At 75.0% G+C, this 23,996-nt stretch carries 23 protein-coding genes and 2 tRNA genes; 14 read left to right on the top strand and 11 right to left on the bottom strand.

Translation table 11 applies throughout. The features are described from left to right. Positions 1–32 precede the first annotated feature (32 nt). On the top strand, positions 33–647 hold the full coding sequence (locus tag BLT52_RS20110) for a DsbA family protein (protein WP_090595984.1): 615 nt from the start codon (positions 33–35) through the stop codon (positions 645–647). Between the two features lie 78 nt (positions 648–725). Here BLT52_RS20110 and BLT52_RS20105 read toward each other — a convergent pair whose 3' ends face one another. Together BLT52_RS20105 and BLT52_RS20100 are read right to left on the bottom strand one after the other, a co-directional pair. Next, positions 726–1,682 carry a type IV toxin-antitoxin system AbiEi family antitoxin domain-containing protein gene (locus BLT52_RS20105; protein WP_157677266.1) on the bottom strand — a complete coding sequence of 319 codons (957 nt, stop codon included), beginning with the start codon at positions 1,680–1,682 and terminating at the stop codon, positions 726–728. A 120-nt stretch (positions 1,683–1,802) separates the two neighbouring features. Next, entirely contained in the window at positions 1,803–2,591 is a 789-nt protein-coding gene (locus BLT52_RS20100) for a hypothetical protein (protein ID WP_090595980.1), read from the bottom strand. A gap of 53 nt (positions 2,592–2,644) precedes the next feature. On the opposite strand from BLT52_RS20100, the gene BLT52_RS20095 reads away from it, so the two are divergent. The 5 genes from BLT52_RS20095 (at position 2,645) to BLT52_RS20075 (ending at position 7,175) form a co-directional block, all read left to right on the top strand. Further along, entirely contained in the window at positions 2,645–3,112 is a 468-nt protein-coding gene (locus tag BLT52_RS20095) for a ribose-5-phosphate isomerase (RefSeq protein ID WP_090595979.1), read from the top strand. A gap of 1 nt (position 3,113) precedes the next feature. Continuing rightward, positions 3,114–4,529 (top strand): hypothetical protein, encoded by a 1,416-nt coding sequence (locus tag BLT52_RS20090; RefSeq protein ID WP_090595977.1) that lies wholly within the window; start codon positions 3,114–3,116, stop codon positions 4,527–4,529. 35 nt (positions 4,530–4,564) lie between these two features. After that, entirely contained in the window at positions 4,565–5,404 is an 840-nt protein-coding gene (locus BLT52_RS20085) for an alpha/beta fold hydrolase (RefSeq protein ID WP_090595976.1), read from the top strand. A 77-nt stretch (positions 5,405–5,481) separates the two neighbouring features. Next, a complete protein-coding gene (locus BLT52_RS20080; protein WP_090595973.1) occupies positions 5,482–6,537 on the top strand; it encodes an NAD(P)-dependent alcohol dehydrogenase in 1,056 nt (351 codons plus the stop codon). Continuing rightward, complete coding sequence (locus BLT52_RS20075; RefSeq protein ID WP_090595971.1) at positions 6,534–7,175, top strand: alpha/beta hydrolase; 642 nt, start codon at positions 6,534–6,536, stop codon at positions 7,173–7,175. The genes BLT52_RS20080 and BLT52_RS20075 overlap by 4 nt, the downstream gene beginning before the upstream one ends. A gap of 20 nt (positions 7,176–7,195) precedes the next feature. Here the strand turns inward: BLT52_RS20075 and BLT52_RS20070 are convergent, their stop codons facing one another. The 3 genes from BLT52_RS20070 to BLT52_RS20060 form a co-directional block, all read right to left on the bottom strand. Next, complete coding sequence (locus BLT52_RS20070; protein WP_090595970.1) at positions 7,196–8,800, bottom strand: solute symporter family protein; 1,605 nt, start codon at positions 8,798–8,800, stop codon at positions 7,196–7,198. Further along, positions 8,797–9,156 carry a DUF485 domain-containing protein gene (locus tag BLT52_RS20065; RefSeq protein ID WP_090595968.1) on the bottom strand — a complete coding sequence of 120 codons (360 nt, stop codon included), beginning with the start codon at positions 9,154–9,156 and terminating at the stop codon, positions 8,797–8,799. Before BLT52_RS20065 ends, BLT52_RS20070 begins: the two co-directional genes overlap by 4 nt. A gap of 129 nt (positions 9,157–9,285) precedes the next feature. Next, positions 9,286–9,711 (bottom strand): class I SAM-dependent methyltransferase, encoded by a 426-nt coding sequence (locus BLT52_RS20060; protein WP_090595967.1) that lies wholly within the window; start codon positions 9,709–9,711, stop codon positions 9,286–9,288. Positions 9,712–9,770: 59 nt separating this feature from the next. On the opposite strand from BLT52_RS20060, the gene BLT52_RS20055 reads away from it, so the two are divergent. After that, positions 9,771–11,129: a DNA polymerase IV gene (locus tag BLT52_RS20055; protein ID WP_090595965.1), complete on the top strand. Its 1,359-nt coding sequence runs from the start codon at positions 9,771–9,773 to the stop codon at positions 11,127–11,129. Between the two features lies 1 nt (position 11,130). On the opposite strand, the gene BLT52_RS20050 is transcribed toward BLT52_RS20055, so the two are convergent. Together BLT52_RS20050 and BLT52_RS20045 are read right to left on the bottom strand one after the other, a co-directional pair. Then, on the bottom strand, positions 11,131–12,384 hold the full coding sequence (locus tag BLT52_RS20050) for an alanine racemase (RefSeq protein ID WP_090595964.1): 1,254 nt from the start codon (positions 12,382–12,384) through the stop codon (positions 11,131–11,133). Continuing rightward, on the bottom strand, positions 12,381–13,973 hold the full coding sequence (locus BLT52_RS20045; protein ID WP_197679124.1) for an N-acyl-D-amino-acid deacylase family protein: 1,593 nt from the start codon (positions 13,971–13,973) through the stop codon (positions 12,381–12,383). Before BLT52_RS20045 ends, BLT52_RS20050 begins: the two co-directional genes overlap by 4 nt. A 243-nt stretch (positions 13,974–14,216) precedes the next feature. Between BLT52_RS20045 and BLT52_RS20040 the strand changes: the two genes are divergently transcribed. Then, the gene (locus BLT52_RS20040; RefSeq protein ID WP_090595962.1) at positions 14,217–14,624 is read left to right on the top strand and encodes a RidA family protein; all 408 of its coding nucleotides are present in this window, start codon (positions 14,217–14,219) and stop codon (positions 14,622–14,624) included. Between the two features lie 137 nt (positions 14,625–14,761). On the opposite strand, the gene BLT52_RS21865 is transcribed toward BLT52_RS20040, so the two are convergent. Both BLT52_RS21865 and BLT52_RS20030 read right to left on the bottom strand, forming a co-directional pair. Further along, the gene (locus BLT52_RS21865; RefSeq protein WP_407922638.1) at positions 14,762–15,109 is read right to left on the bottom strand and encodes an anthrone oxygenase family protein; all 348 of its coding nucleotides are present in this window, start codon (positions 15,107–15,109) and stop codon (positions 14,762–14,764) included. Positions 15,110–15,349: 240 nt separating this feature from the next. After that, the gene (locus tag BLT52_RS20030) at positions 15,350–15,538 is read right to left on the bottom strand and encodes a hypothetical protein (protein WP_090595959.1); all 189 of its coding nucleotides are present in this window, start codon (positions 15,536–15,538) and stop codon (positions 15,350–15,352) included. Positions 15,539–15,623: 85 nt separating this feature from the next. Here BLT52_RS20030 and BLT52_RS20025 point away from each other — a divergent pair, with 85 nt between their 5' ends. The 6 genes from BLT52_RS20025 to BLT52_RS20000 are packed head-to-tail and all read left to right on the top strand — an operon-like array spanning position 15,624 to position 23,633. Further along, positions 15,624–16,079 (top strand): MarR family winged helix-turn-helix transcriptional regulator, encoded by a 456-nt coding sequence (locus BLT52_RS20025; RefSeq protein ID WP_090595958.1) that lies wholly within the window; start codon positions 15,624–15,626, stop codon positions 16,077–16,079. A 59-nt stretch (positions 16,080–16,138) separates the two neighbouring features. Next, positions 16,139–17,476: an SWIM zinc finger family protein gene (locus BLT52_RS20020; RefSeq protein ID WP_197679123.1), complete on the top strand. Its 1,338-nt coding sequence runs from the start codon at positions 16,139–16,141 to the stop codon at positions 17,474–17,476. Continuing rightward, complete coding sequence (locus BLT52_RS20015) at positions 17,473–18,981, top strand: DUF5691 domain-containing protein (RefSeq protein WP_090595957.1); 1,509 nt, start codon at positions 17,473–17,475, stop codon at positions 18,979–18,981. The genes BLT52_RS20020 and BLT52_RS20015 overlap by 4 nt, the downstream gene beginning before the upstream one ends. Beyond that, the gene (locus BLT52_RS20010) at positions 18,978–20,081 is read left to right on the top strand and encodes an ATP-binding protein (RefSeq protein ID WP_090595955.1); all 1,104 of its coding nucleotides are present in this window, start codon (positions 18,978–18,980) and stop codon (positions 20,079–20,081) included. The genes BLT52_RS20015 and BLT52_RS20010 overlap by 4 nt, the downstream gene beginning before the upstream one ends. A gap of 1 nt (position 20,082) precedes the next feature. After that, positions 20,083–22,470, top strand: coding sequence for a DUF5682 family protein (locus BLT52_RS20005; RefSeq protein ID WP_090595954.1), 2,388 nt, complete (start codon positions 20,083–20,085; stop codon positions 22,468–22,470). Beyond that, positions 22,467–23,633 (top strand): VWA domain-containing protein, encoded by a 1,167-nt coding sequence (locus BLT52_RS20000; RefSeq protein WP_090595952.1) that lies wholly within the window; start codon positions 22,467–22,469, stop codon positions 23,631–23,633. Before BLT52_RS20005 ends, BLT52_RS20000 begins: the two co-directional genes overlap by 4 nt. Positions 23,634–23,649: 16 nt before the next feature. Here the strand turns inward: BLT52_RS20000 and BLT52_RS19995 are convergent. After that, a tRNA-Gly gene (locus BLT52_RS19995) sits at positions 23,650–23,723 on the bottom strand. Between the two features lie 70 nt (positions 23,724–23,793). Next, positions 23,794–23,869, bottom strand: a tRNA-Pro gene (locus BLT52_RS19990). Between the last annotated feature and the right edge of the window lie 127 nt (positions 23,870–23,996).

Below are 23,996 nucleotides of genomic sequence, written 5' to 3'. Positions count from 1 at the left end.
GAGGTCACCACCCTTCTCCTAGGCTGCGGACCATGGCTGACACCGAAGTGAAGAAGGTCGACTTCTGGTTCGACCCGCAGTGCCCGTGGGCGTGGATGACCTCGCGCTGGATGCTCGAGGTCGAGAAGGTGCGGCCCGTCCGCACCACGTTCCACGTGATGAGCCTCGCCGTCCTCAACGAGGGCAAGGACATCCCGGAGTCCTACCGGCAGATGCTGGCGGGCGCCTGGGCGAACGTCCGGGTCTGCATCGGGATCGAGGACCAGCACGGCTCGGACGCGCTGCGCGAGTACTACACGGCCGTCGGCACCCTGATCCACCCGGGCGGGCAGCGCAACGACCGGGCCACCATCGAGCAGGCGCTCGGCCAGGTGGGCCTGCCCGCCGAGCTCGCCGACCTGGGCGAGACCGACGCCGCCGACGACCGGCTGCGCGCCTCCCACCACGAGGGCATGGACCCGGTCGGCTCGGAGGTGGGCACCCCGGTGGTCCGGGTCAACGGCAAGTCGCTGTTCGGCCCCGTCATCTCCCCGGCCCCCAAGGGCGAGGAGGCCGGTCAGCTCTTCGACGGCTTCGAGAAGGTCACCGCCTACCCGGGCTTCTTCGAGCTCAAGCGGACCCGCGACGTCGGGCCGATCTTCGACTGATCGACCTCGCCCTCCAGCGAGACGGCGGCGTCACCCGTGCACCGACATCGGTGCAGGAGTGACGCCGCTGTCGTCCGCTCAGGCGGCCCAGAGGTCACCGTCCGGCACGGCCACGCAGCTGCGGCAGCGCGTCGGGGTCCCGGACCACCCGCGAGCCCTCATCACCTGGGCGACCTGGGCGGCCGTCCGGCAGGCTGCCCCGGCCACGTGCACCCAGCCGTAGCGCAGCGTGACGAGCCCGCCGAGCATGGCCGTGTTGTCCCGGTCCATGTCGACGAACCGCGCCAGACCGGCGTGCCACTGGCTGTCCAGCTCGACCACCAGACCGAGCTCCTCGTGCACCACGTCGCGGCGGTAGCCCCCGCGACGGACCTGGCGACGCCCGCGGGGGAGGCCGTGGGCTCGTTCCACCCGGTGCAGGTAGGCCCGTTCGAGCGGTGACTCCACCCCCGCGCGGACGTCGCCCAGCACCGCCTCGAGCAGGGCCCGGTGCCGCGCCCGTGGTCGGCACGCCAGCGCACTGCACAGCCGTGACGGTGTGGTCCGACGCCGCTGGACCGCGTCGATGACCAGGGCGAGGAAGTCCTCCTGGTCGAGCTCAGCGGCGAGGTCGAGCACGCAGTCCTCGACCCCGAGGTGCGGCGGGCTGCCGAAGGTGCGCCCCGAGTGGGTCGCGGGACCTTCCTCGCGAAACCGGTAGGGGCCCTCCACCCGGAGCCGGCGACCGCGGGGCGTCCAGACGTCGATCTGCTCGGGTTCCCCGCTGAGCCCGTGCAGGTGCAGCCCCGCCTGCCCGCCGACACGTGACCCCTCGGGGCCGAGCAGGACGCCGGCCCAGGCCATGCCCAGCCACGACGCCTGGCCGGAGGTGCAGACGATGCCGCGCACGGGTCGCGACCAGTGCCGCTGGCTGACCAGCCGGTCGACCGGGCGTCGGCTGAGGCCGTGCCCCTGCAGCTGTTCCGGGGTCAGCACACCGCCCTGCAGGGACGCGAGGAAGAGGAGGGCATCGGGAGGGTCGTGGCGGGATCTCACGAGCACACCATCGGAGCGGTGGGCGTCTCGAGCCCCGGGAGGCGGTCACCTGTGGACAGCGGCGTCAGCTGTGCACGGAGTTCGGTGCACGATCGACGCCGCGCGCGGGGGAACCCGTGCTCAGTCCCCGCGCTCGACGCTGGCGGTGCAGAAGGCGCGCCAGGACGGCTCCTCGCGGAGGTCGGCGGGGAGGCCGAGCGGGTCCAGCACCGCCGCCACGGCCTCCCGGGTCGCGCGGTCCCAGTCGCCGCTCAGCTCGCAGGGGACCTGCCACACCTCCCGGCAGACCGCCTGCACGTTGAGGGTCTGGATCCGGGAGCGGCCGGTGAACACCGCCGGCCCCGACCCGGAGCGGCCGTTGTCGACGTGGACGTGGTTGCGGTGGGCGTCGTCGAAGAGGTGGCTGAGGACGTCGGCGAAGTGCAGCGACAACCCCGCGACCAGCTGCCAGTACCGCCGCCGGGCCGTCGCCTGCTCCCCGGCGGGCAGCGCCTCGACCCGGTCGATCCTCCCGGGGTGCAAGATCTCCCCGTCGCGGCGCAGGCTGGTGACGTCGAGGGCGCGGCCGGCGTGGTGCCAGGAGCCGCAGTCGCCGCGGCCGTCGATCCAGGTGCCGAAGCTCCACAGCTCGTCGGGGGTGCCGTCGGGGGAGTGCTCGCCCCACCACGTCAGCCAGGCCCGCAGCTGCTCGGCGAAGGCGGGCTCCAGCGCGAAGGACTGCCGCCGGCCGGACTCCTCGTAGACCAGCGCCGCCGGGCCGAGCGTCTCCAGCCGGGACAGCTCGCCGCGGGCCACGCAGGTGGGGCGCTCCCGCGAGACCGGCCCCTGGGCCCCCACCCCGCAGCCGGTCAGGACCACTGCGCCGGCCCCGGCCGCGGCCCCGCCGAGCAGGGTCCGGCGGGTCAGCATGGCCTCGACGGTACCGAGTGCGGCCGAACGGCCCGGCCTGCCAGACTGCAGCCATGCGCGTCCACATCGCCACCGACCACGCGGCCTTCGAGCTGAAGGAGCACCTGCGCGCCCGTCTGGCGGAGGCCGGCCACGAGGTCGTCGACCACGGGGCCACCGAGCTCGACCCCGACGACGACTACCCCGACCTGATCATCCCCTGCGCGCAGGCGGTGGTGGCGGACCCCGGCTCCCTCGGCATCGTGCTCGGGGGGTCCGGCAACGGTGAGCAGATGGCGGCCAACAAGGTCACCGGGGTGCGTGCCGCCCTGGCCTGGAAGCCCGAGCTGGCCTCCCTCGCCCGCCAGCACAACAACGCGAACGTGGTCTCGGTGGGGGGCCGCATGCACACCGAGGACGAGGCCTGGGAGATCGTCCGCACCTTCCTGGACACCCCCTTCTCCGGCGACGACCGCCACGCCCGCCGGATCGCGATGATGGACGCCTACGAGGCGAGCGGCAAGATCGCCCCCTCGGCCTGACGTGGCGTCACCGCCGAGCAGCACCGCCGTCTGGGGCGACCTCACCGCCGACCTCGACGACGCCACCCTCGTGCTGCGGCGCGGGGCCGAGGTCCTGCTGCGCTGCACCCTCCGCCCCCGGGTGTCCGGTCGGCTGCTGCCGGTGCAGCACCGTCGCGTCGACCCCGACGAGATCGAGCTCGGGGGCCACGACTCCGGGCTGCGCTGGAGCGTCCGGCACGCCTTCTCCGATGCCTGGCACACCCGGGTCTCCCTGGAGGTCGACGACGCGCCGGTGCAGGTCCAGGCGCTCGACCTCGAGGTGGTCACCGACCGTGCCGGGTGGTGCTGGCCGTCGGGGGTGCACGGGCTGCTCGCCGTGCTCGGGCCGGACCCCCGGCTGCTGGTGACCAGGGCGGTCCGGGCCCGGCTGGGCGACGGCGCCGCCCTCGGCCCCCTGACCGTGCGACCGGGCACCGCCACCGTGCTCGCCCTGCGGACCCGCTGGGAGGGCCTGGACGAGGTGGCCGAGCGGCTCCCGGTCTGGCTGCCGCCGCTGGAGCGCCCGGACGGCGACCCGCTGGAGCTGGTGCACCCCGACGCCGGGCTGGTGCTGCCGAACGGGCTCACCGCCACCACCCAGGACGGCACCAGCGAGATCGACGCGGTGCTGGGGGAGTGGCAGCTCAGCCTGCACGGGCCGGAGGGGGAGACCCGGCTGCAGCCCTGCTGGGCCCCCACCGCCGAGGACGCGACGGCCGAGCGCGCCTCCGAGCTGCTGCGCGACGCGCCGCGCCGCCAGGGGGTGCCGGACGTCCCGCCCGCCGCGGCCCTGCTGCTCGGCCGGGCCGGGCGCGGCGCCGACCGCGACGACGCCGTCGACCGGGCCCTGGCCGCCGACACCGACGCGCCGTGGCTGGTGCTGCTGGCCGTCGAGGAGCACCAGCGCACCGGACGCGCCGAGCTCCTGGCCCTGGCCGCCGACCTGATCACGCGGCTGCCCCCGGGAGGCGCTGCCCCGGCCGCGGCGATGGCGGTGCTGCTGGCCAGCGCCACCACCGGGCACGACCCCGCACCGGCCGCGGCCGCCCTCGCGTCCTGGTCCGGCACCGGCGACCCGCTGCTCGACCTGGAGCTGGAGCTGCTCACCGGCACGGTCGGCGCCCCGGGTCTGGAGGTCGCCCGCCGGGTCGTGCAGCGCCTCGGGGCCGGGCTCCCCGGGACGTCGCTGCAGCCCAGGCCCGCCGCCGACGTGGCCCGCGAGGTGACCCTGCTCCGGTGGCTGCCGGACCGGGCCGCCGCGGCGCTGGAGGACGTGCTGCTGCCGGCGACCTCGCTGGCCGAGCTGGTCCAGCGCAGCGAGCGCCGGCTGCTGGCCCGGGCCGACGTCGACGACGTGGCGCTGGCCTGGCTGGGCACCACCGTCGGAGAGCGGTGAGCGCGGGCGCGGACGCGGGCTGCCATGCTGGCGGCATGCACCGCTCCTCCCGCACCGAGAACCACGCCGGCCACGAGGTGCACCTCGTCGAGTCGGCCGGCGCCGGTCCGCTGGTGCTGCTGCTGGGGGGTGCCGGGCTGGTCGCGGACTACTGGGACGACGTCACCATGCTGCTGCCCGACCTGCACTGGGCCGCGCTGGACCGTCCCGGTCTGGGTGGGACGCCGTGGCCCGGGACGCTGCCCACGCTGGCCGGCAGCGTCGAGCTGACCGCCTCCGTGGTGCGCTCGCTGGGGGGCCCGGCCGTCGTGGTGGCCCAGTCGATGGCCGGCTACCACGCCGAGGCCCTGGCCCGGCAGCACCCGGACCTGGTGGCCGGGGTGGTGCTGGTCGACAGCTCGGTCTCCTTCTACACCTCCCCGCCCCGCGAGGTGCCGGTCGGCCTCGCCCGGGCCGTGCACCGGATGGCCCGCCTCGGGGCCCTGCGCACCCTGGGCGGCGCGCTGCACCGGCTCGGGGCCGCGTCGCTGGCCAGGGAGTCGGGGTGGGTGCTGGGACGCACCCGCTACCGGCGCCGCTACACCGACCCCGACGCGCTGGCCGCGATGATCGCGGAGTTCTCCAGCTGGGGCGGTCAGGGCTGGGACCTGCTCGGCGTCCGCTCCGCCCACCCCTACCCGGCGGTCCCCACGATGGTGCTCAGCGCCAGCAGCACCGGCGGCCGGGACTGGCTGGTCAAGCAGCACCGGCTGGCCCAGATGCTGGGGGCGCGCCAGCTGGTCACCGACGAGGGCAAGCACATGCTGATGGTCGACCAGCCCGAGGTGGTGGCCCGGGCTGTTCGTTCCGTGCGCAGTCAGACAGGCCTCGACTGAGCAGCCGGAGGACGATTCCTCCCGGCGCAGAGCCGCGTGCCAGAGTGGCAGCGACCACGTTCCACCAAGGAGGACCCATGCCCCAGGCAGCTGCCTACGCCGCCCACTCCGCCGACGCCACGTTCGCGCCGACCACCATCACCCGCCGCGAGCCGGGCCCGACCGAGGTCCTGATCGACATCGCCTGGGCCGGCATCTGCCACTCCGACATCCACACCGCGCGCGAGGAGTGGGGGACGGCGCACTTCCCGCTGGTCCCCGGTCACGAGATCGCCGGCACCGTCGCCCAGATCGGCTCCGAGGTGACCAAGTTCGCCGTCGGTGACCGGGTCGGCGTGGGCGTCTTCGTCGACTCCTGCCGCGAGTGCCCCGAGTGCCTCGGCGGCACCGAGCAGTACTGCAGCGGCGGCGGCATGATGGGCACCTACAACTCCAAGGGCCGTGACGGCCTGTGGAACGACGGCGGCTACTCCACGGCGATCACCGTCGAGCAGGACTACACGCTGCGCATCCCCGAGGGCATCGAGCTGGCCGAGGCCGCGCCGCTGCTCTGCGCCGGGATCACCCTGTACTCCCCGCTGCGGCACTGGGGCGCCGGGCCGGGCAAGAAGGTCGCCATCGTGGGCATGGGCGGGCTGGGTCACATGGGCGTCAAGATCGCCGCCGCCATGGGCGCGGAGGTCACGGTGCTCAGCCAGACCCTGTCCAAGAAGGAGGACGGCGAGCGCTTCGGGGCCACCCACTACCACGCCACCAGCGACCCGGAGACCTTCCGCACGCTGGCCCGCTCCTTCGACCTGATCATCAGCACCGTCTCCGCCGACCTCGACATGAACGCCTTCCTGGGTCTGCTCAAGGTCGACGGCACCCTGGTCAACGTCGGGCTCCCCGAGAACCCGCTGAGCGTCAAGGCCGGGGCCCTGGCCGGAGCCCGCCGCAGCCTGTCCGGCTCCAACATCGGCGGCATCGGCGAGACCCAGGAGATGCTGGACTTCTGCGCCGAGCACGGCCTGGGTGCCACGGTGGAGAAGATCGGCGGGGACGACATCACCGCGGCCTACGACCGGGTCGTGGCCAGCGACGTCCGCTACCGCTTCGTGATCGACACCAGCACCTTCCCGCCGGCCGGGTGAGCCCGCGCGACCACGTCCTCGTGCTCCCCGGCGGCGCCTACGCCGAGCGGGCCGAGCACGAGGGCGCACCCGTCGCGGAGTGGCTGCGCGGGCTCGGGGTGGGGGCGAGCGTGCTGGACTACCCGGTGCTCACCCGCCACCCCGAACCGCTGCGCAGCGTGCGCGCCGCCGTCGCCGCCGCCCGCGCCGACGGTGCGGAGCGGGTCGGGGTGCTGGGGTTCTCCGCGGGCGCCCACGCCGCCGGGATGGCCGCCTACGCCCCCGGTGCCGCGGCGGGGGAGCGTCCGGACCTGGCGCTGCTCTGCTACCCGGTGGTGTCGATGCAGCTGGCCACGCACGCCGGATCGCGGGAGAACCTGATCGGCCCCGTCGCCGACGACGCGCTCCGGGCGTCCACCTCGCTGGACCGGCTGGTCACCGCGGACGCCCCGCCGACCTTCGTCTGGCACACCGCCGCCGACGAGGCCGTCCCGGTGGAGCACGCCTACCTCCTGGGTCAGGCGCTGGCCGCCGCCGGGGTGCCGCACGAGCTGCACGTGTTCCCCGACGGCCTGCACGGCATCGGCCTGGCCGCCGACGAGCCCGGAGCCGACGCGTGGACGTCCCTGGCCGGGGCCTGGCTCAGCCGCGTCCGCTGACCCCGGCCCCGGCAGGGGCGTCAGTGCGGGGAGGCCTTCTCCGCCCCCGCTCCCGTCAGCGACCGCACCTGCAGCTCGGTGTAGCGGTCCTCGCCGTCCCCGCGACCACCGACCAGCGTGCCGATGAACCCGGCCAGGAACCCGATCGGGATCGAGACCAGACCGGGGTTGTTGAGCGGGAACCAGGCGAAGTCCATGCCCGGCAGCAGCGACTTCTCCGCCCCGGAGACGACGGGTGAGAAGAAGACCAGTCCGACCGCGGCGATCAGGCCGCCGTACATCGCCCAGCAGGCGCCGGTGGTGTTGAACCGCCGCCAGAACAGGTTGTAGATCAGCGTCGGCAGGTTCGCCGAGGCCGCGGTGGCGAAGGCCAGCGCGACCAGGAAGGCGATGTTCAGCCCCTGGGCGGGGATGGCCAGCGCGATGGCCACCGCACCGATCACGATGGCGGCGATGCGGGCCACCCGCACCTCGTCCCTCTCGCTGGCCTGCCCCTTGCGGAGCACGGTGGCGTAGAGGTCGTGGGCCACCGACGTCGCCGAGGTCAGGGTCAGGCCGGCCACCACGGCCAGGATGGTCGCGAAGGCCACCGCCGAGATCAGCGCCAGCAGCACCGACCCGCCCAGGCTGCCGTCGCCACCACCGACGGCCTGGGCCAGCAGCGGGGAGGCCACGTTGCCCGAGGACGCCGCCACCGGCGAGCCGGGCTGGGTGTCCACCAGTGCGGCGGCGCCGAAGCCGAGCACCAGCGTCATCAGGTAGAACGAGCCGATCAGCCCGATGGCCCACAGCACCGACTTGCGGGCGGCCTTGGCCGTCGGAGTCGTGTAGAAGCGGATCAGGATGTGCGGCAGGCCGGCGGTGCCGAGCACCAGGGCGAGCCCGAGGGAGAGGAAGTCGAACTGGCCGACCAGGTCCTTGCCGTAGAGCTGGCCGGGCTGCAGGAAGGCCTCGCCCTTGCCCGACCGCTCCGCCGCCGCACCCAGCAGGGTGGAGAGGTTGAAGCCGAACTCGGCCAGCACCAGGACGCTGATCAACAACGAGCCGATCATCAGCAGCACGGCCTTGACGATCTGCACCCAGGTGGTGCCCTTCATGCCGCCGAAGGTGACGTAGATGATCATCAGCGCGCCGACGATGACGATCACCGTGTTCTTCAGCACCCCGGAGTTGATCCCCAGCAGCAGGGAGACCAGGCTGCCGGCGCCGACCATCTGAGCCAGCAGGTAGAAGATCGACACCACGATGGTGGACAGGGCCGCCGCGCTGCGGACCGGGACCTGCTTCATCCGGTAGGCGAGCTGGTCGGCCATCGTGTAGCGCCCGGAGTTGCGGAGCAGCTCCGCGACCAGCAGCAGCGCCACCAGCCAGGCCACCAGGAAGCCGATGGAGTAGAGGAAGCCGTCGTAGCCGTACAGCGCGATGGAGCCGGAGATGCCGAGGAAGGAGGCGGCCGACATGTAGTCCCCGCCGATGGCCAGGCCGTTCTGGAAGCCGGAGAAGTTGCGCCCGCCGGCGTAGTAGTCCGCGGCGCTCCTGGTCTGCCGGGAGGCCCAGATGGTGATGCCCAGGGTGAGGGCGACCACCGCGGAGAACAGGACGACGATCAGCACCTGGTCGTTCACCGCACACCCCCGTCCTGCTCGTGGTGGCGGGCGTCGCCGGCTTCGAACTCGTCGTTGAGCTGGGCGGCCAGCGGGTCCAGGCGGTTCGTGGAGTAGCGGGCGTAGAGCACCGCGATGCCGAAGGTGGAGACGAACTGCAGCAGTCCGAACACCACGGCGACGTTGACGTGGCCCACCACCTGGATGTTCATGAAGCCGCGCGCCCAGTTGTTGGCGGCCACGTAGAGGATGTACCAGGCCATGAAGGTGATCGTCGCCGGCACCACGAAGCGCAGGTAGCGACGACGCAGCTCGACGAACTCGGGGCGCTCGGCGAGGGCGGCGTACCGCGGGTCCGAGCCTGGGGGTGTGCTCACACTGCCTCCTGATCGACGGTGATCAACGGTCGGGCGAGCCCGGCCAGGCCACACCCTAGTGCTGGTCCTCCGGCTCGGCCAGAGCCCCGGACCGGGGTCGCCGTGGAGGTCCGGAGGACCCCTCGCGGCTCATCCTGGCGGGGGCAGCGGCAGGGCTCGCAGCGGGTCCCCGCCGTCGACCAGCAGCGGCGCCCCGGGGACCAGGACGGCGGCCAGCCGGCGCAGGGCCTGCTCGGCCAGCTCGGGGTGGCGTCCGTCCAGCGCGCCCACCCGCACCGCGAAGGCCAGGTCGTAGCCGGGTTCGTCCGGGTCGAGGCGCAGGTCCTCCACGGCGACGCAGCGGAAGTCCAGGCGGTCGGTGCCGAGGTCGTTGGCGGCCCGCGCCGCGGCGATCGCCCGCGGGGAGCGGTCCACGCCCAGGACACGGCCGTCCGGGACGCGTCGGGCCACCTCCCGGGCCGCGGCTCCCGGCCCGCACCCGATCTCCAGCACGCGCAGCCCCGGACGCAGGGGCAGCGCGTCGACGACGGCCCGCAGGCGTGGCGACAGGGTCATGGTCGGCCTCCTCCGCCCAGCGTAGGGCGGTGTCGGCCCGCCGGGGCAGAATCGAGGACGTGCCGTACCCCGACCCCACCCGCCCGGCGGTGCTGCACCTCGACCTGGACGCCTTCTTCGCCGCGGTCGAGCAGCGGGACAAGCCGTCGCTGCGGGGCAAGCCGGTGGTGGTCGGCGGGGTCGGCGGACGGGGCGTGGTGGCCACCGCGTCCTACGAAGCGCGGGTGTTCGGGATCGGGTCGGCGATGCCCACCGGGCAGGCCCGCCGGCTGTGCCCCAACGCCGCCTACCTGGGCGGACGCTTCGACGCCTACCGCCCCGTCTCGGAGCAGGTGATGGCCCTGGCCCGGGAGCTGTCCCCGCTGGTGGAGCCGGTCTCGATGGACGAGGCCTACGTCGACCTGGGCGGGCGCGAGGACGGCGGACCGCTCGACGTCGACGGCGTCACCGAGATCGCCGAGCGGTTCCGGGCCGACGTCCGCGCCCGCACCGGCCTGACCGTCTCGGTGGGCGCCGGCGGCAGCAAGCTGGTGGCCAAGATCGCCTCGGACCTGCGCAAGCCCGACGCCCTGGTGGTGGTGCCCCCGGCGGAGCAGGCCGAGCTGCTGGCCCCGCTGTCGGTGAAGAAGATCCCCGGGGTGGGCGCGGTCAGCGCCCAGCAGCTGGCCCGGCACGGGTTCCACACCATCGGCCAGCTGGCCGTGGCGGGGGAGCAGGAGCTGGTCCGGCTGCTGGGGCGCGCGCACGGCGGCGGGCTGTGGGCGCTGTCGCGGGGGATCGACCCGCGACCGGTGATCAGCACCCGCGAGGCCAAGTCGGTCTCGGCGGAGTCCACCTTCGGGATGGACCTGACCGACCGGCGCGACCTGGAGCACCGGCTGGGACGGCTGAGCGAACGCGTCGCGGCCCGCCTGGTGGAGCAGGGGCTGGCCGGGCGCACGGTCACCATCAAGGTCCGCCGCTACGACTTCCAGACGCTGAACCGGTCCCGGACGCTGCAGCACGCCACCTCCTCGGCCAAGGAGGTGGGCGGGCACGCCCGGGAGCTGCTGCGGGCCATCGACCTGGCCGGTGGTGTCCGGCTGCTGGGGGTCGGGGTCTCCGGGCTGACCGAGTACGCGCAGGCCGACCTGCTCTCCGCCGACGACGTGGAACCGGTCCTCGACCCGGACCTGCCGGAGGAGCCCGAGGAGCCGGTCCGCGATGACGCCGAGGAGTGGCGGCCGGGTCAGGACGTCTGCCATGACGAGCACGGGCCCGGCTGGGTGCAGGGGTCCGGGGCGGGTCGGGTGACGGTCCGCTTCGAGGGCCCGCACACCCCGGTCGGTCGGATCCGCACCTTCGCCGACGACGACCCCGCGCTGCGGCCGGCCGGCCCGCCGGAGTACCTGCCCCAGGGGGACCCGGCGCCGGGGTGACTCAGAAGACGGTGGCCACCAGGTCGACCACCCGCCCGCTCCGCAGCACCGGCAGCACCCGCCACTTGTCGAAGAGGGTGCAGGGGTGGGAGATGCCGAGGGTGACCACCTCGCCCACCTGCACCCGGGCCTCCTCGCGGAGGAAGGCGTGCTGGTCGTTGAGCGCGGTGACGCGACCGGTGGCCGGACGCACCTCCGGGCCGTCGTGCACGGTGAGCGGGAGCGGCAGGTCCTGGTCGAACCCGACGTCACGACGGCCCAGACCGAGCAGGGCCAGCCCGGGCTCGGGGACCGAGAGCACCTGGCCGCGGACGTCCAGCGCCGGGCGCAGCGCCGCGGCCGGCCGCATCCGCCGCCAGGGGTCGCTGCGGGCGTACATCCCGTGGTCGTGGGAGAGGTAGGCCCCGGAGCGGACGACGCCGCGGACCCGCGACCCGTCGGGCAGCGGGAGGGGGAGCCGCTGCAGCACCACGTCGAGGTAGGAGCTGCCCCCGACCGAGACCACCGGGGGCGTGGCGACCAGCCGCTCGGCCACCATCGCGGCGGCCAGGTCGCGGAGGGCGTCGACGAACGCGGCGGCGGCGGCCAGGCCGTGGACGTCGGTGGTGGCGGTGACCGCACCCTCGTAGCCGGCGGTCCCCACCAGCGGCAGCCCGTGGGAGGCGGCGGTCCGGGCCAGGGCCAGGGCCTCGGTGGTCCCGCGCACCCCGGTCCGGGCGCCGGCCGCCCCGAGCTCGACCAGCACGCCGAGGTGGCGACGGACCTGGGGGCGGGCGGCCAGCGCCTCGGCCAGCACCTGCACCCCGCGGCGGGAGTCGACGTAGCACCAGAGCACCCCGTCGGCGAGGCGGGCCCGGTGCAGCAGGTCGGAGGCGTCGAAGGCGTCCACCAGCTCGTTGGCCAGCAGCACCGCCGGGCAGCCCCAGGAGAAGGCGACCCGCGCCTGGGCCGGGGTGGCCACGGTCGGGCCCCAGGCGCCGGCGTCCAGCTGGAGCTGCAGCAGCGGCGCGGACATGTGGGTCTTCAGGTGCGGAGCCACCAGCACCCCGGCGCCGGTGCAGACGCGGGCCATGGTGGCGACGTTGTGGTCCAGCGCGTCGGCATCCAGGGTGGCCAGCGGCCAGGAGACCCCGAGGTCGGCCAGCCGCGGGTGCTCCCGACGCACCCGCTCGGCGGTGAGGGGGGCCTCCACCCGCCAGCCCTTGGTGGTGACGTCCACCACCGCCTCGGGGTGCTGCAGCCGGACCGTGCTCATCGGGTTCCTCCTCGGGGGTCGGGGACGCCCCGGCGCAGGGCGCGTCCGGGGGTGGCGCCGGTGAGGGCGCCGTCGCGGAGCACCGGGACCCCGCCCACCCACACGTCCTGCACGCCCTCGGCCAGCCGGCGGGGGTCGTCGTAGCTGGCGGTGTCGCGGACGGTGACCGGGTCCAGCAGCACGACGTCGGCGACCGCCCCGTGCTCCACGCCGCCGCGGCCGGTCAGCCCGAACAGCCGGGCGGCCCGGGCGGACAGGTGCTCGACGACGTCGGCCGCGTCCCACCCGCCGAGCTCGTGCAGACCGAGGGACACCATCCGGGCGAAGGCGCCCCAACCGCGCGGGTGCGGGCTGCCGCCCAGGTAGATGGCGTCGGACCCGCCGAGGTGGCGGGGGTCGTCCAGCAGCGCGCGGACCGCCGCGGGGGTGTTGCCCGGGGGCTGGCGGAACACGACGCTGGCCCGGAGCCGGCTGGCGACCAGCAGCCGCAGCACCGCCTCGGGCACGGTGCTGCCCAGCCGGTCGGCCACCTGCACCGGGGTCAGGCCCTCCGCCCACTCCAGCGCGCCCGGCACCGAGGCCAGTCGGGCGCCGGGCCACAGCGGGGCCAGCGACTCCAGGTGGCTCAGCAGGTCGGCGCGGACGTCGGTGCCGTCGGGAGGGGCGAGCACCGCCAGCGCGGCACCGACGTCGGTCACCGGCACCCACGGCGGCAGCGCCACCATGGACAGGATCGAGCAGCCGCTGAGGTAGGGGTAGGAGTCGAAGGTGAACGCCGCCCCGGCCTCCCCGGCGGCGGTCAGGGCGTCCCGGACCACCTCCAGCGGCCCGTGCAGGTGGGAGACGTGGGTGGCCACCCCGGTCTGCAACGCCAGGTCGACCAGCTCCCGCACCGCGGTCGGCGTCCGGTCCTCGTAGCCGCGCATGTGGCTGACGTGCGGCACCCCGGCCGACGCCGCCACCCGGCACAGGGCGAGCAGCTCGGCGCGGGAGGCGGAGGAGGCGGGTGCGTACTCCAGGCCGGTGGAGAACCCGCAGGCGCCGTCCCGCAGCGCCTGCTCGAGCAGGGCCGCCATGGACTCCACCTCCGCCTCGGTGGCCTCGCGCTGGGCCCGGCCCAGCACCGCCACCCGCAGCGTCCCGTGCGGGGCCAGGTAGGCGGTGTTGACGGGCGTGGCCCGGTCCCAGGTGTCCAGCAGGGCGGCGACCGAGCCGCCGCCGAAGGTGGGGTGGTGGCCGTTGATGGCGGCGAAGTAGTCCTGGGCCCACCCGGTGGCGTCGTGGCCGTCGGGAGGGCTGGGAGCCAGCGAGACGCCGTCCTGGCCGAGGACGACGGTGGTCACCCCCTGGCGGAGCAGGGCCAGCTGGACGTCGGGGTCGAGCACGGCCGCCTCGCCGTGGACGTGGGCGTCGACGAACCCCGGCAGCGCCCACCGCCCGCCCCCGTCGACCACCTCGGCCCCGGGACGCCGGGCGGTGCCGGCCGGGGCAGCGCCGGTGACGCGTCCGTCGGCGAGCGCCAGGTCCCAGCGGCCCTCGCGCCCGGGCAGCACGACGTCACCGAGCACGACGGGGGTGGCCACGGTCATGGACGCCATCGTGCCGCACACCGGTCGGTGCGAGGGGGCGAGCCCGGAGGAGCGCGTCGGACCCGGTCGTCGGGCCAGAGACGGATTTCGGCGGTCAGTGCCATCGGCGAGGTGGCCGCACCCGCGCCACTGCTGGGCGGCCTGCTCGGCGTGGGCGCACTGACCTTCGAAATCCGTCGAGGCAGCGGAGTGTGTTCCGGCGGCTGCCGCTAGCCTCGAGCCCCCGACCCGGCAGGAGACCCCATGAGCACCCCCAAGCGCGCGCTGCGCACCGACGACGCCCCGGCCCCGGCCTTCACCTTCTCCCAGGGGGTGGTGAAGGGGAACCTGCTGCAGGTCTCGGGCCAGGGACCGCAGGACCCGGAGACGGGGGAGTACCTGTTCCCCGGTGACGTGGCCGCGCAGACCACCCGCACCCTGCAGAACGTGCGGGCCGTGCTGCTGGCGGGCGGGGCCGACGTCGAGGACGTCCTGTCGCTGCGGGTCTACCTCACCGAGCGGGACCACTTCGCGGCCATGAACGAGGCCTACGGCGCGTTCCTGGCCGAGCACTGCCCCTCGGGCGTGCTGCCCTGCCGCACCACCGTCTTCGTCGGCCTCCCGCGCGAGGAGATGCTGGTGGAGATCGACGCCCTGGCCGTGCTCGGCTGAACGACCGGCCCGGCGACGTGGGCCACCAGCCTGCTCGGGCCCCGGGCACTTCACCGCCCTGGAGCGGACACACCGACCGCCGAGGAGGTGCAGCGCGCCCGTCGGAGCTGCGACGAGCGCCTCAGCCCGGGGCACGTTCAACGGTGCGGGAGGCTCCGGGAGTCCGTCCGTGAGCGGACCGTCCCCCACCCGGAGGCGACGGCGGCAGCCGCCAGCAGAGCTCGCCTCCGACGGTGGCCCCGATCCCACTGCTCCCGGACCGCACGCCAGTCCGCGGGGGGTGCGTCGTCGGGGTCCCAGGCCCGCAGACGTGTGTTCATCGGCTCGTTGACGACGAGCGTGACCGCGACGGCTGCTGCGACGCAGGCTGCCGCGAGCGCACGACCTGTCGCCAGTGGGACGTCGTGCCGGCCGAGCGCGACCAGTGCTGCCCCGGCAGCCGTCGCTGTAGCCGACAGGAAGAGAGGCGGCGCGGCACGTGACATCACCCGGTCCAACCGCTGCTGACCGGTGAGCCAGCCAGGGAAGTCGGTGGCGCTGCGCATCCGGCTGAACGGGTCGAGGGCGACGACTCCCACCACGGCAGCGAGAGTGGTGACGTGGGCGGCCTCCACGGCGACCCTCCATCTGCTCATGCCATCAGCGTGGACCGAGGCGGGACCCGGCACAAGGGTCGACGCCGTCGCGACCGTCCGGACGGATCTGGTGGGACCAGGTGGTGCCGCTCAGCCCTCGGCGGCGCGACGCTGCTCGTGCAGGGCCTTGCGGCGCTCGTACTCCTTCTTCATCTGCGCCCGGGGGTCCCGCCCGGGGTCCATCGCGGCCGGACCCATGATCCGCAGCAGGTTGTAGGTGATGTGGTGGTCCAGCCTGAAGAACAGGGAGAACCGGTCCTTGCGGGGCACCTCGGTCACGACGACTCCCGGAGTTGTGTGCACGAACTGTTCGTGTACGAAGTAGTCTAACCCGCACCACCACCAGAACGACCGGGAGGACGACGTGGCCGAGGACGAGACCGACCTGCTGGCCCTCGAGGCGCAGGTGTGCTTCGCGTTGGCGGTCGCCTCGCGGCGGGTGATCGGGCTGTACCGACCGGTGCTGGAGCCGCTGGGTCTGACCCACCCGCAGTACCTCGTGATGCTCGCGCTCTGGCAGCACGGTCCGCTGACCCTCGGCGGACTGAGCGCCCTGGTCCAGCAGGAGCCCGCCACCCTCTCCCCGATGGTGAAGCGGCTGGAGTCCCTCGGCTACCTGGTCCGCGACCGCGATCCCGACGACGACCGCGCGCTGCGTCTGGTGCTGACGGACCGGGGGAGGGCGCTGCGCGACGAGGCGCTGGCCATCCCGCCCGCGATGATGGCCCGGCTCGGTCTCGACGCCGACCAGCTGGCCGGGCTGAACACCGTGCTGAAGGACCTGATCGAGCGGGCGGGGCCCGCGGCCGCGGCCGGCTGAGGCGGTCGTCACCTCGGGCGCTCCCGTCCTCCGGTACCGCGACCACATAGGCTCCGGCCGTGGCCCGGTGGAGCAGGTCCCAGGTGGAGGCGGCTGCGACGGACGCCGGTTCGATGGCCGCCGCGCGCAAGCTCGCCCGGCCGGGTCCGTGGTCGGCCTGCGGGGCCACCGACATCCTGCTCTGGGGCCAGTGCCAGGGTTCGGGCCGCACCCCGTACCAGGTGAGCGTCGACCTGACCGCCCCCGCCTGGCGCTGCTCCTGCCCGAGCCGCAAGTTCCCCTGCAAGCACGCCCTCGCCCTGCTGCTGCTCTGGTCCGACGGCGCCCTCGAACCGGGCGGGGCGCTGGAGGCAGGCACCGACGTGGCCGGGTACGCCGCGGAGTGGTCGGCGCGGCGCAGCGCCCGGGACCCGGTCGCCGAGACCCCGACCAGGGCCCCCGACCCCGCCGCCCAGGCCGCCCGGCTGGCCAGGCGGCTGGAGCTGATGGACGCCGGCGTGGAGGAGCTGGCGCTGTGGCTCACCGACCTGGTCCGCGGCGGGCTCGCCGCGGCCCGCAGCCGTCCGACCAGCTGGTGGGACCAGGCGGGGGCGCGGATGGTCGACGCCCAGCTGCCCGGGCTCGGCCAGCAGCTCCGCGACCTGGGCTCCGAGGTCAGCGCCCGCCCGGACTGGGCCGAGCACCTGCTCGCGACGCTGGGCCGGCTCTGGGCGGTGGTGCGCACCTGGCGGCGACGGACCGAGCTGGACGAGGACGAGCTGGCCGACCTGCGGGTGGTCGTCGGCTGGAACCTGGCCCGTGAGGACGTCCGCGGCGGTGAGCCGGTGACCGACGACTGGCTGGTGCTCGGCGCCTCCCGCTCCGACGACGGCCGGGTGCAGCAGCAGCGGACCTGGCTGCACGGACGCCGCAGCGGGCTCACCGTCCAGGTGCTCGACTTCGCCGCCGGCGCCACCGCGCTCCCGCTGGCCCAGGTCTCGGGCAGCTCGCTGCACGCCGCCCTCGCCCGCTACCCCGGCCACGCGCCGCAGCGGGCGCTGTTCCTCGACGAGCCGCGACCGGCCGACCAGCCGGTGCCCTGGCCGACGCCGGGAGGGGTCGCGAAGGCGCTGGAGCAGCGGGCCGCGCTGCTGGTCCACCAGCCGTGGCTGCGGGTGAGTGCCGCCCACCTGGCCGGGGTGCGGTGGCAGCCCGGACGTCCGAGCCTGCTGGTGGACGCCCGCGGCGACGCCCTGCCCGTGGTCGCCGACGCCGACGTGTGGACGCTGGCGGCCCTCACCGGCGGGCACCCGGTCGACCTCGTCGTCGAGCTGGTGGAGGGGGCCGTGCGGCCGCTGACCGTGACCGCCGCCGACCCGGTCGCCGGGGTCCCCGCCGGTCAGGTGGTGGTGGTGTGAGCGCGGACCCGCTCCCCGGGTGGGAGCCCGCCCTGCTCTCGGCGGCCCTGGTCGGCACCTCGCGGCGCCCACCGCCCGAGTCGCCCGCGGCGTGGCCGTCGCAGCCCGACGTCCCGGCGGAGCAGGGGCTGCTGGACGACGCGGCGCTGTGGCAGGTCGCCCGGCGGGCGGGGCACCGGCCCCGGACGCAGGAGGACCTGCGGGAGCCCGCGCCGGCCGAGCACCTCCCGACCGCCCCGCCCGCCGCGGACCAGCTGCTCGGGCTGCTGCTGCACCAGCCACCGGTGCCCCCGACGATGGTGCGTCCGCTGCTGAGGCTCTGGGTCACCTGCTGCGCGGACGCCGACCGGGTGCCCGAGCCGTCCCGGCTGCCGGCCCTGCTCGACCGCGGCATCCGCGACGTCGGTCTGCGCGAGGACCTGGCCCGGCTGCGGTCCGCCCGGCTGCGCTGGCTGGTCGGGCTGCGCGAGGAGTGGCGTCTGCCTCCGGCGACCGACGAGGCACCCGTGCACCAGGTGCCGGACGAGCACGAGTGGGCCCGGACCCCGGCCGCGACCCGGGAGCGGGTGCTGGCCGAGGTGGCCCGTCACGACCCCGCCGCGGCGGTGCGGCTGGTCCGCAGCAGCTGGGCCACCGACCGGGCCCGGGAGCGGGCCGCCCTGCTGACCGTGCTCGGCCAACGGCCGCACCCGGCGGCCATCGACCTCCTGGAGGAGGCGCTCGACGACAGCGCGGTCGGCGTGCGCCGCGCCGCGCTGGCCGTGCTGGACCGGTTGCCGACGTCCCCCCGCGCCCAGCGGATGGCCGGGCGGCTGGCCGCCCTGGTCACCGTGCAGCGACGCAGCGGTCTGGGCCGGCTGCTCGGGCGGGGCGGCGTCCGGCTGCAGGTCGAGCGTCCTGAGGCGCCGGACCAGGCCGCCCAGCGCGACGGTCTGGACGAGCCCGACGAGGGGTCGCGGACCGACCACTGGCTGACCCAGCTGGCCGCCGCCGCCCCGCTGACCTGGTGGACCTCGCTGGTCGGTGCCGGCCCGGCGCAGGTCTGGCAGGCCGTCCCCGACGAGGCCCTGCGCCGGGGGCTGGTGACCGCGGTCAGCCAGCAGCGCGACCCCGCCTGGGCCGGCGCGCTGTGGCCGGAGCTGGAGTCTCCGCCGGTGGAGTGGCTGGACCTCGGCCCCGCCGAGCAGCGGGAGGCACACGCCCTCCGCCAGCTGGATGCCCCGGTGCAGCGGACCCCGCTCGGCCGGGCGGTGGCTGCGGAGGCGCTGCTGCCGAAGGTGCCCGGCCCCTGGAGCGCCGGGTTCAGCCGACGGGTCGCCACGCTGCTCCTCGACGAGGGCACCGGGCTGTCCCGCGTCCCCGTCCAGCTGCTCGCCAGCCGCCTGCACCCCGAGGCCCTGGACGTCCTCGAGGACGCCCGGGTGCCCGAGGACGCCCGGCGGGCCGTGGGCCAGATCCGTCAGCACCTGTCCGTCAGCCAGTCGATCCGAGAGGCGTTCCGATGACCACCGACACCCCTGCCGCCGCGCAGGAGGCCGTCCGCCCGCACGCCGAGCAGGAGCACGCCGCCGAGCTGGCCGCCCTCGCCGCCTCCGACGACCGTCCGCGCCCGCCGAGCTGGCGGCTCTCGCCGTGGGCGGTCACCACCTACCTGATGGGCGGGACGCTGCCCGACGGCACCGAGATCACGCCCAAGTACGTGGGCTCCCGACGGCTGATCGAGATCGCCGTGGCCTCGCTGGCCACGGACCGGGCGCTGCTGCTGCTCGGGGTGCCGGGCACCGCCAAGAGCTGGGTCTCGGAGCACCTGTCGGCCGCCATCTCCGGCGTCTCCACCCTCGTGGTGCAGGGGACGGCCGGGACGCCGGAGGAGTCGCTGCGCTACGGCTGGAACTACGCCCGGCTGCTGGCCGAGGGTCCGAGCCGGGCCGCGCTGGTGCCTAGCCCGGTGATGCGGGCGATGGAGAGCGGGGCGCTGGTGCGGATCGAGGAGCTGACCCGGATCCCCGCGGAGGTGCAGGACGCGCTGATCTCGATCCTGTCGGAGAAGACGCTGCCGGTGCCCGAGCTGGACACCGAGGTGCAGGCGGTCCGCGGGTTCAACGTCATCGCCACCGCCAACAACCGCGACAAGGGGGTCAACGACCTCTCCTCCGCGCTCAGGCGGCGCTTCAACACCGTGGTGCTGCCGCTCCCGGACTCCCTGGCCGACGAGGTCCGCATCGTCGGGCAGCGGGTGCGACAGCTGGGCCGCTCGCTGGAGCTGCCGGTCGAGCTGGAGGAGCTGGCAGAGATCGAGCGGGTGGTGACGGTGTTCCGCGAGCTGCGCGGCGGCGTCACCGTGGACGGGCGGACCACCGTGAAGTCCCCGAGCGCGACCCTGTCCACCGCCGAGGCGATCTCGGTGATGACCAACGGGGTGTCCCTGGCCGCCCACTTCGGCGACGGCCGGGTCAGCGCCGCCGACGTCGCCGCCGGCCTGGTCGGGGCCGTGGTCAAGGACCCGGTGCAGGACCGCGTGGTGTGGCAGGAGTACCTGGAGACCGTGGTCAAGGACCGCCGGGAGTGGGCCGACCTCTACCGGGCCTGCCGCGAGCTGGGCTGACGTGACCCAGCTCGTCGACGACCCCTCGACCGCGCCGCCGGAGCCCCCGGTCGGGCCGTCGGTCACGGTGCTCGGCATCCGCCACCACGGCCCCGGCTCGGCGCGCTCGGTGCTGCTGGCGCTGGAGGAGCTGCAGCCGGACCTGGTGCTGGTCGAGGGCGTCCCGGAGCTGGACGCGGTGCTGCCGCTGCTGGGCGAGGAGGGGATGGAGCCCCCGGTGGCCGGGCTGGTGCACGCCGTCGACGAGCCGGGCCGGGCGCTGTTCTACCCGCTGGCCTCCTTCTCCCCGGAGTGGGTCGCGCTCCGCTGGGCGCTGGCGCGGGGTGTCCCGGCCCGGCACGCCGACCTGGCCGCGACCCACGTGCTGGCCCTCGAACGCGACCTCGACAGCCTGCTGGGCGACGGTGACGACGAGGACGCGGAGGAGGGCGACGACGAGAGCAGCGACCCGCGGTCGCCGGAGCGGAGACCCGCCACCCGGGAGCGGATCGACGCCCTCGCCGAGCTGGCCGCCGCCGCCGGCTACGACGACCCCGAGCGCTGGTGGGAGGACGCGGTGGAGCACCGCTCGACGTCCTCGCTGCAGCGCTTCGCCACCGTCGCCGAGGCCATGGCCGCCGTCCGGGAGGGACGCGACCCGGTGGCTCCGGCCGTCGGCCCGGACACCGACGCCTGGACCCTGACCAACGCCCGACGCGAGGCGGCGATGCGCCAGGCGGTGCGGGCCGGCTGGAAGGCCGGGCACACCCGGATCGCCTTCGTCTGCGGGGCCTACCACGCGCCCGCCGTCGACCCGACCGGACGTCCCGCCGCCGCCGACAACCGGCTGCTGACCAAGCTGGCCAAGGTGAAGGTGGCCGCCACCTGGGTGCCCTGGACGACGGGGCGGCTCAGCCGGGCCAGCGGCTACGGCGCCGGCGTCACCTCCCCGGGCTGGTACCAGCACCTCTTCGAGCACTGGCAGAGCGGGCCGTCCGGGGAGGGTGCGGACCTGGCCAGCACCAGCTGGCTGGTGCGGACCGCCCGGGCGCTGCGCGAGGAGAACCTCGACGCCTCACCGGCCTCGGTGCTGGAGGCGACCAGGCTGGCCGAGACGCTGGCCGTGGTCCGCGGACGTCCGTCGGTGGGCCTGGAGGAGCTGCTCGAGGCGACCCAGGCCGTGCTCTGCGAGGGCTCGCCGGTGCCGCTGCGGCTGGTCGCCGACCGGCTGGTGGTGGGCCACCAGCTCGGCCAGGTGCCCGAGGGAACCCCGATGGCCCCGGTCGCGGAGGACCTGGCCCGCCAGCAGCGGTCGTTGCGGCTGAAGGTGTCGGCGGAGGAGAAGGTCGTCGAGCTGGACCTGCGGCGCGAGGCCGGCCGGGCCCGCTCGGTGCTGTTCCACCGGCTGCGCGCGCTGGACGTGGACTGGGCGACCCCGCTGGAGACGGGCGGCACGCTCGGCACCTTCAAGGAGGTGTGGTCGCTGCGGTGGCGGCCGGAGCTGTCGGTGACGCTGGTCGAGGCCGGGCTGCACGGCACCACCGTGGAGGATGCCGCCGCCGGCCGGCTGGCCGAGCTGGCCCGCGAGGCCGACGGGCTGGGCGAGCTGGCGGTGCTGATCGAGCGCTGCCTGCTGGCCGAGCTCGGTGAGGCGCTGCAGACCGTGGTGGCCCGGGTGGACGAGCAGGCCGCGCACGGCAGCGACGTGCTGGCCCTGCTGACGTCGGTGGCGCCGATGGCCCGCACCCGCCGCTACGGGGACGTCCGCGCCGTCGACACCGGCCGGGTCGGGGAGGTGCTGCTGACCGTGGTGCGACGGGCCAGCGTCGGGCTCCGGGCGGCCTGCAGCTCCCTGGACGACGACGCGGCGGCGCGGATGCGGACCGCGATCGAGTCCGCCCACGACGGCATCGCGCTGCTCGACGACGAGAAGCTCTCCGGCCCCTGGCGGCAGGCCCTGCAGCAGGTGGCCGCCGACGACGCCCTGCACGGCTCGGTGGGAGGCCGGGCCAACCGGATGCTGCTGGACGCCGGCGGGCTGCCCGCCGAGGAGGTGGCCCGGCGGTTGTCGCGGCGGCTGTCGACCGGTGCGGACCCGGTGTCGGCGGCCGGCTTCCTCGACGGGCTGCTGGCCGGGGACGCGCTGCTGCTGGTCCACGAGCCGACGCTGCTGCGGCTGGTCGACGGCTGGCTGGCCGAGGTGGGTGCAAACACCTTCGACGCGCTGCTGCCGCTGCTGCGCCGCACCTTCGCCGACTTCGCCCCCGCCGAGCGGCGGACCATCGGCCAGCAGCTGACCACCCAGGACGGGCCCGAGGTGGAGGCGGAGACGATCGACGCGGTCCGGGCGGACCCGGCCGTCCGGGCACTGGCCCGGCTGATGGGTCTCAGCGGGAGGGGGAGCGCGTGAGCGAGGAGGACGACCGGGTGCGTCGCTGGCGGCTGGTGCTGGGCGGGGAGTCCGCTGACGGCACCGGGGCCGAGCTGGAGGGCGACGACCTGGTCCGCGACCGGGCGCTGAGTCAGCTCTACGACGGCGAGCGCCGGGGACGTGGCGGGCTGGGGGCGTCCGCGCCCTCGGTGGCCCGTTGGCTGGGGGACATCCGCAGCCACTTCCCGACCCGGGTGGTGCAGGTGATGCAGGCCGACGCGATGGACCGGCTGGGGTTGCACCAGCTGCTCACCGAGCCCGAGACGCTGGCCTCGGTGCAGCCCGACATCAACCTGGTGACCACGCTGATGGGGCTGCGCGGGGCGATCCCGGAGTCCTCGAAGGAGGCGGCCCGCCAGGTGGTGCGGACCGTGACGGACGAGCTGCAGGCCCGGCTGGCCGCGGAGCTGGTGCAGGCGGTCAGCGGCGCGCTGGACCGGGTGCGCCGGACGTCACGACCCCGGCCGGCCGACATCGACTGGGGCCGGACCGTCGCAGCCAACCTCAAGCACTGGCTGCCCGAGCACCAGACCGTGGTCCCCGAGCGGCTGGTCGGGCACGCCCGCCGCCGCAGCCAGGTCGAGCGCCACATCATCCTGTGCATCGACCAGTCCGGGTCGATGGCCAGCTCGATCGTCTGGTCCGGCGTGTTCGGGGCGGTGCTGGCCTCGCTGCGCTCGGTGCGGACGTCGTTGGTGGTGTTCGACACCGAGGTGGTCGACCTGACCGACGAGCTCGACGACCCCGTCGACGTGCTGTTCGGCATCCAACTCGGCGGCGGCACCGACATCAACCGGGCGCTGGCCTACTGCCAGACCCTGATCGAGCAGCCGGAGGAGACGGTGCTGGTGCTGCTCAGCGACCTGCTGGAGGGCGGGATCGCGGAGGAGATGCTGCGCCGGGCCCGCCAGGTGCACGACTCCGGCGCGGTGATGGTGGCGCTGCTGGCCCTGAGCGACGAGGGCGCCCCCTACTACGACGCCGAGCACGCCCAGGCGCTGACCGCCCTCGGCGTCCCCGCCTTCGCCTGCACCCCCGACGTCTTCCCCGACCTGATGGCGGCGGCGATCCAGCGGCACGACCTGGGGGAGTGGGCGGCCAGCCACGACATCGTCACGGCAGGCTCTGCGGAGTCGGACTGAACCCCGGCTGGGGCGCTGGAGCGGGTGACCGGGATCGAACCGGCATATCCAGTTTGGAAGACTGGGGCTCTACCATTGAGCTACACCCGCACGCTGCCCGTGAGCAGCGGTGCCACTGTAGACGAAGGCACTCCCGGCCGCCACGAGCGGCGGGTCCGGGTGGTCGGGGCGACAGGACTCGAACCTGCGATCTCCTGCTCCCAAAGCAGGCGCGCTAGCCACTACGCTACGCCCCGATTCCGTGACGGAACCCGGTCACTGTAGCCCACCAGGACGTCCTCACGGCGCCTGGATTGGCCGCCGTCGGGGCCCGGCAGTAGGCTGACCCGGCACTTGCGGTGTGCGCTGACGCGCGCCCGCGCA

It is taken from the genome of Auraticoccus monumenti (assembly GCF_900101785.1).
Lineage (GTDB): Bacteria > Actinomycetota > Actinomycetes > Propionibacteriales > Propionibacteriaceae > Auraticoccus > Auraticoccus monumenti.
The sequence above is the reverse complement of the archived record's forward strand: the minus strand, read 5'-3'. Positions and strand labels throughout refer to the sequence as shown.